Source organism: Planomonospora algeriensis, assembly GCF_977012225.1.
The window spans coordinates 1-5,425 of the sequence record NZ_CDRNDK010000420.1; the positions used below are offsets into that span (position 1 = coordinate 1).

At 72.6% G+C, this 5,425-nt stretch carries 6 protein-coding genes; 4 read left to right on the forward strand and 2 right to left on the reverse strand.

Annotated elements, in window-relative coordinates:
- Both ACWJ6R_RS29210 and ACWJ6R_RS29215 read left to right on the forward strand, forming a co-directional pair.
- Positions 1-212: tyrosine-type recombinase/integrase (locus ACWJ6R_RS29210; protein ID WP_449065313.1), on the forward strand; the 212-nt coding region annotated here is incomplete at its 5' end.
- 118 nt (positions 213-330) lie between these two features.
- Positions 331-1,734 carry an amidase gene (locus ACWJ6R_RS29215; RefSeq protein ID WP_449065314.1) on the forward strand — a complete coding sequence of 468 codons (1,404 nt, stop codon included), beginning with the start codon at positions 331-333 and terminating at the stop codon, positions 1,732-1,734.
- Between the two features lie 113 nt (positions 1,735-1,847).
- Here ACWJ6R_RS29215 and ACWJ6R_RS29220 read toward each other — a convergent pair whose 3' ends face one another.
- On the reverse strand, positions 1,848-2,741 hold the full coding sequence (locus tag ACWJ6R_RS29220) for an NADP-dependent oxidoreductase (protein ID WP_449065315.1): 894 nt from the start codon (positions 2,739-2,741) through the stop codon (positions 1,848-1,850).
- A gap of 70 nt (positions 2,742-2,811) precedes the next feature.
- Here ACWJ6R_RS29220 and ACWJ6R_RS29225 point away from each other — a divergent pair, with 70 nt between their 5' ends.
- Positions 2,812-3,393 carry a TetR/AcrR family transcriptional regulator gene (locus ACWJ6R_RS29225; protein ID WP_449065316.1) on the forward strand — a complete coding sequence of 194 codons (582 nt, stop codon included), beginning with the start codon at positions 2,812-2,814 and terminating at the stop codon, positions 3,391-3,393.
- 176 nt (positions 3,394-3,569) lie between these two features.
- On the opposite strand, the gene ACWJ6R_RS29230 is transcribed toward ACWJ6R_RS29225, so the two are convergent.
- On the reverse strand, positions 3,570-4,157 hold the full coding sequence (locus ACWJ6R_RS29230) for a TetR/AcrR family transcriptional regulator (RefSeq protein ID WP_449065317.1): 588 nt from the start codon (positions 4,155-4,157) through the stop codon (positions 3,570-3,572).
- 174 nt (positions 4,158-4,331) lie between these two features.
- Between ACWJ6R_RS29230 and ACWJ6R_RS29235 the strand changes: the two genes are divergently transcribed.
- Positions 4,332-5,351 carry an aldo/keto reductase gene (locus ACWJ6R_RS29235; protein WP_449065318.1) on the forward strand — a complete coding sequence of 340 codons (1,020 nt, stop codon included), beginning with the start codon at positions 4,332-4,334 and terminating at the stop codon, positions 5,349-5,351.
- Positions 5,352-5,425: the final 74 nt, after the last annotated feature.

Here is a 5,425-nt window from a genome sequence, read left to right on the forward strand (position 1 = left end):
CCCGGCCTCGACCCCGCCCAAGCTCCACCCCGCACACCGCGCGGGCCACCGCCGCCACGCTCGCCCTGGACGCCGGCGTCCCGCTCGCCGACGTCCAGGAACTGCTCGGCCACGCCTCCCCGGTCACCACCCAGCGCTACAACCGCGGCCGCCGCAAGCTCGACTCCCACGCCGCCTACCGGATGGCCGCCCTGCTCGGCGGCGGCACCTGACCAGGCGGCACCCCGGGCGGCCGGTGGGGAGGGCGGCTGAGGCCGCCGGGGAAAACAAGACTGCTCTTTTCCGGCGTTCCTCCCTAGATTTCCCGTCACGGTCGACGAGGAGGACGCCTTGGCGGAGCTGTGGACGTTGGGCGCGTGGGATCTGACGGAGCTGATCCGCGCCGGAGAGGTCTCGTGCCGGGAGGTGATCGAGGCGCATCTACATCGGATCGACGCGGTGAACCCCCGGGTGAACGCGATCACGGTCGCGCTGGAGGAGGACGCGCTCGCGGCGGCGGACGCGGCCGACAGAGCCCGCGCACGCGGGGACGCGGTCGGCCCCCTGTGCGGGGTGCCGATGACGGTGAAGGAGAACATCGACGTCAGAGGGTCGGCGACGACGCTGGGGATCGTCGCGCTGCGGGAGGCGTCGGCCGTCGCCGACGCGCCTTTCGTCGCCGAACTGCGCGCGGCGGGGGCGATCCCGATCGGCCGGACGAACATGCCCGAGTTCGGCATGCGCTGGCACACCGACAACGCGTTGCGCGGCGCGACGGTGAACCCCTGGTCCGCCGCGCACACGCCGGGTGGATCCAGTGGTGGGGAGGCGGCCGCGGTGGCGACGGGGATGTCCCCGCTCGGAATCGGCAACGACGGTGCGGGGTCGCTGCGATGGCCCGCCCAGTGCTGCGGCGTCAGCGCGCTGAAGCCTTCCCTGGGCAGGGTGGCGCAGGCCGGGCAGGGGGCGGGACCGGCTCCCTTCGCGTTCCAGCTGCTCGCCGTCCACGGTCCGATCGCCCGGCGCGTGCGGGATCTGCGGCTGGCGTTCGAGCACATGTGCGGGCGCTCCGGCGGGGACCCGTGGCATGCACCGGTGCCCGTGTACGGCCCGCCCCTGCCGGCGCCGGTGCGGGTCCGGGTGGTGACCGATCTCGGCGGGACCGGGATGGACCCCCAGGTGGCCGACGCGCTGCAGCGCGCGGCCGCGGCCCTGGCCGACGCGGGCCACCTCGTGGAGGAAGGCCGGGCTCCGGCCCTGGACCGGGCGAGCGAGATCTTCACGCAGATCATGTCGGACTACGGCAGGGTCCACCGGGAGCAACCTCCTGCGGACGCGATCGCCTCTCCCGGGTTCGTGCGCTTCTGGCAGGCGTACGAACCGATCTGGACGCGGGCCGCAGGAGAACGGGCGTTCGACCCGATGATGGAACGGGCGTCCATCGCGCGGCTGTGGAACGAGCAGCTGAGCCGTACCCCGCTGATGCTCGCGCCGATCCGCACGCGTCCGGCCTTCCACGTCGGATCCGATCTGGACCCCCGGTGGCTGGACGACTGGCCGGACACGATGCGCGTGGTCGTGGCGGTCAACCTTCTCGGGCTGCCCGCGGTCGCCGTACCGGTCGCCTCGGCCGACGCGCCGCTGCCGCAGGCCGTGCAGATCATCGGCCCGAGGTTCCGCGAGGATCTGTGCCTGGAGGCCGCCGCGGTGGTGGAGGCCGCGGCCGGGACGCCGACGCCGATCGACCCCCGCTGACCGTCCGCTCCCGGTGGAGGGCCGCGCCGCGTCGGGCGGCACACCGATGAGCCGCCGCGGTGGTGAGCGCGGCCGGGCCGGCCGCAGGCCGCGCGACTGCGCCTGAGACGGGCTCAGACGACCACGACCCGGCGCCCGCGCGTGTGACCGGCCTGGCTGTCGATGTGCGCCGCCGCGGCCTCGGCGAGCGTGTACGACTTCTCGACCGGGATGTGCAGCCTTCCCCTCGAGATGAGGCCGACGGCCTCGGCGAGCGCTTCCGGCATGCTCCCGGCCACGCCGGAGAACCGGGCGCCGAGCTCCGGCGCGGTGAGATCGGCGATGGAGATCACCCTCTGCGGGTCTCCGGTCAGCTCGACGAGCTCGCGGATCACGCCCGCGCCGGCCAGATCGAGCGCCGCGTCGACACCGCCGAGCCACCGCACCCGCTCGGCCCAGCCCTCGCCGTACGTCGTGGCGAGCGCGCCCATGCTGCGCAGGTAGTCCTGGTTCGCGGCCCCGGCAGTGCCGATCACCGCGATGCCGCGGTCGCGGGCGATCTGCAGCACCGCCGATCCGACCCCTCCGGACGCACCGCTGACCAGCAGCGTCTCTCCGGGCCGCACGCCGACCTGGCGGAGGATGCGCAGCGCGGTCTCCATCACGGAGGGGTACCCGGCCGCCTCTTCGAACGTCAGGCCCTCGGGCATGCGGGCCCAGGACGACAGCACGGCGAACTCGGCGTAGGTGCTCGAACCCTCGCCGAACACGTGGTCGCCGATCTCGATTCCTTCGACGCCCTCGCCGACCTCGTCCACCACCCCGGAGGCGTCCTGCCCGACTCCGGCGGGCAGATCGATCGGGTCGATCTCCTGGAGCTGGCCTTCACGGATCCTCCAGTCGACGGGGTTCACGCCCGCCGCCCGTACGGCGATGCGTACCTGACCGGGGCCCGCGTGGGGCTCCTCGGCGTCCATGAGGTGCAGGACGTCCGGACCGCCGAACTCGGCGAAGCTCACTTTCTTCATGCGATCGACCGTAGCACTAACAGTTAGCTTTTAAAAACCGTTTCAGGTTCGCATCTGATAGCGTCAGGGCATGACCGTGACGCCCGGACGCCGTGAGCGCAAGAAGGCCGCCACCCGCCAGAAGATCGCCGACACCGCCCTGCGGCTCTTCCTGGAGCGCGGGTACGACGCGGTGGGCATCCGCGACGTGGCGGCCGAGGCCGACGTGGCCGTCACCACGGTCTTCTCCCACTTCGCCTCGAAAGAGGCCCTGGTGTTCGAGCAGGACGAGGACTTCGAGCAGCGCCTCACGCGGGCGGTCACCGGCCGGGCGCAGGACGAGCCGCTCATCCCCGCGCTGCGCCGCGAGATCCAGGCCATGGTGCGGCATTGCGCAGCGGAGGGCACCGCTGCGATCTGGCGCATGGTCGACGAGACGCCCGCCCTGCGGGAGTACGAGGGGTCGATGAGGCTGCGCCACGCGGAGTCGCTGGCAACGGCCATCGCCGGCGATCTCGACCTGCCGCAGGCCACGACGGCCTGCCGGACGATCGCCAGGTTCGTGGCCGACGCCTATTCGCTGGCCCGGGAGGCGGCCGACCCGGAGGCCGCGGTGGACGAGATCTTCCGGATGATCGAGGCGGCCTGGGAGGCCGCCCGCCCGGCCCCGTGATCGCCTGCCCGGCCCTGGCCCCGGCCGCCCGCGCCGGCCTCGCCGGCACCGGCCGGGCGATCACGGGGCCGCCGGTCTCCTGAGCCGGATCGGAACACCGGAATGCCGGAATACCGGAATACCGTTCCGGATCTGCGCGGCAGGTGTCCTGAACGGTGTTCCGGCGTGCGGCGCGGCTAATGCGGGAGGCGCAGCCCTGAGATGAGCAGCTCGACCAGTCGGCGGGCGTCGTAGCGGGGATCGCTGTCCGCGCCGATGCAGAGGTTCCCGACGCCGCGCATGAGTTCGTAGGCGTCCACGCCGGGGCGGATCTCACCGGCGGCGGCCGCGGCGTCGAGCAGCCGCGCGCACACGGGGACGAGCCGGTCGAGGAAATAGGCGTGCAGCGCGTCGAAGTCGGCGTTGCCCGACTGCAGCACGGCGGCGAGCCCGTGCTTGGTGACCAGGAAGTCGACGAACAGGTTGATCCATCGCCCCAGTGCGGCGTGGGGGGCGGCGCCGTTCGCCAGCAGGGCGGGACCGGCCTCGGCGCAGGCCTCCACCTGGTGCCGGTAGACGGCGATGATGAGGTCCGCCCGCGTCGGGAAGTGGCGGTAGATCGTGGCCACCCCGACCCCCGCCCTGGCCGCGATGTCGCGCACCGGCGCTTCGACTCCCGAGGTCACGAAGACCGCCGCGGCGGCGTCGAGCAGCGTCCTCTCGTTGCGCCGGGCGTCGGCTCGCTTGCGCGTGGCCGCGTTCCCCGCGCTCCCGTCGTCGTTCACCGGGATCCCCTTCCTGTCGGGCTTGCTAAACGGAACGGTGTTCCTTATATTTATCGGAACACGGTTCCGCTTGCTCATGATGCCAGAGCGCGGACCGGCGACCAAGCCGCGCGGCGCCACGAGTCGAAGCCGCAGCCGGCGCCACGATTCACCCGCAGTGGAGGAAACACGGTCATGCAGTACCGCACCTTGGGCCGCACCGGCGTGCAGGTCAGCTCCCTCATGCTCGGCGCGATGAACTTCGGCAGGATCGGGCGCACCACCCAGGACGAGGCCACCGCCATCGTCGACGCCGCCCTCGATGCCGGGGTCAACCTCATCGACACCGCCGACATGTACGGCGAGGGCGAGTCGGAGGAGATGGTCGGCAAGGCCATCGCCGGCCGCCGCGAAGACATCGTGCTGGCCACGAAGGCGGGCATGCCGATGGGCGGCGAGCGCAACCACCGGGGTGGCTCGCGCCGCTGGCTGGTCACCGCGTTGGACGACAGCCTGCGCCGCCTCGGCGTCGATCACGTCGATCTCTACCAGATCCACCGGTGGGACCCGGAGACCGGCGACGAGGAGACGCTGTCGGTGCTGACCGACCTGCAGCGGGCGGGGAAGATCCGCTACTTCGGTTCCTCGACCTTCCCCGCGTACCGCATCGTGCAGGCTCAGTGGGCCGCCCGGGACAATCATCTGAGCCGCTACGTCACCGAGCAGCCCAGCTACTCGATCCTGCAGCGCGGGATCGAGGCCCACGTCCTGCCCGTGACCGAGCAGTACGGGCTCGGTGTGCTGGCGTGGAGCCCGCTGGCCTCGGGCTGGCTGTCGGGCGCGGTCCGCGAGGGCCGGGAGATCGCCACCAGCCGCTCGGGGTTCATGCCGGAGCGCTTCGACCTCTCCGTCCCGTCCAACCGCGCCCGGCTCGACGCGGTCGAGCGGCTGGCGGAGGTCGCCGACGAGGCCGGTCTGACGATGATCCAGCTCGCGCTCGGTTTCGTGACCGCGCACCCGGCCGTGACCGGCGCGATCGTCGGCCCCCGCACGCTGGAGCACCTGCACTCGCATCTCGCCGCCGCGGACACGGTGCTCTCCGCCGACGTCCTCGATGCCATCGACGCCATCGTCGCGCCCGGCGTCGACCTCGCCGCGCATGAGAAATTCGACACCCCGCCCGCCCTGATCGACCCGTCGCTGCGCCGCCGCTGAGGGGTGTCGGGCGGTCAGGCGGCGACCCCGGGCCCGGGGCTCGGCGACGCCGCCGCGTTCCGCTCCCGGTCCGG

What these genes read in the sequence shown, in the direction of transcription:
- ACWJ6R_RS29220 (WP_449065315.1), bottom strand. Translation starts at nt 2,741, where the DNA reads ATGAAGAAAGTGAGCTTCGCCGAGTTCGGCGGTCCGGACGTCCTGCAC.
- ACWJ6R_RS29225 (WP_449065316.1), top strand. Translation starts at nt 2,812, where the DNA reads ATGACCGTGACGCCCGGACGCCGTGAGCGCAAGAAGGCCGCCACCCGC.
- ACWJ6R_RS29235 (WP_449065318.1), top strand. Translation starts at nt 4,332, where the DNA reads ATGCAGTACCGCACCTTGGGCCGCACCGGCGTGCAGGTCAGCTCCCTC.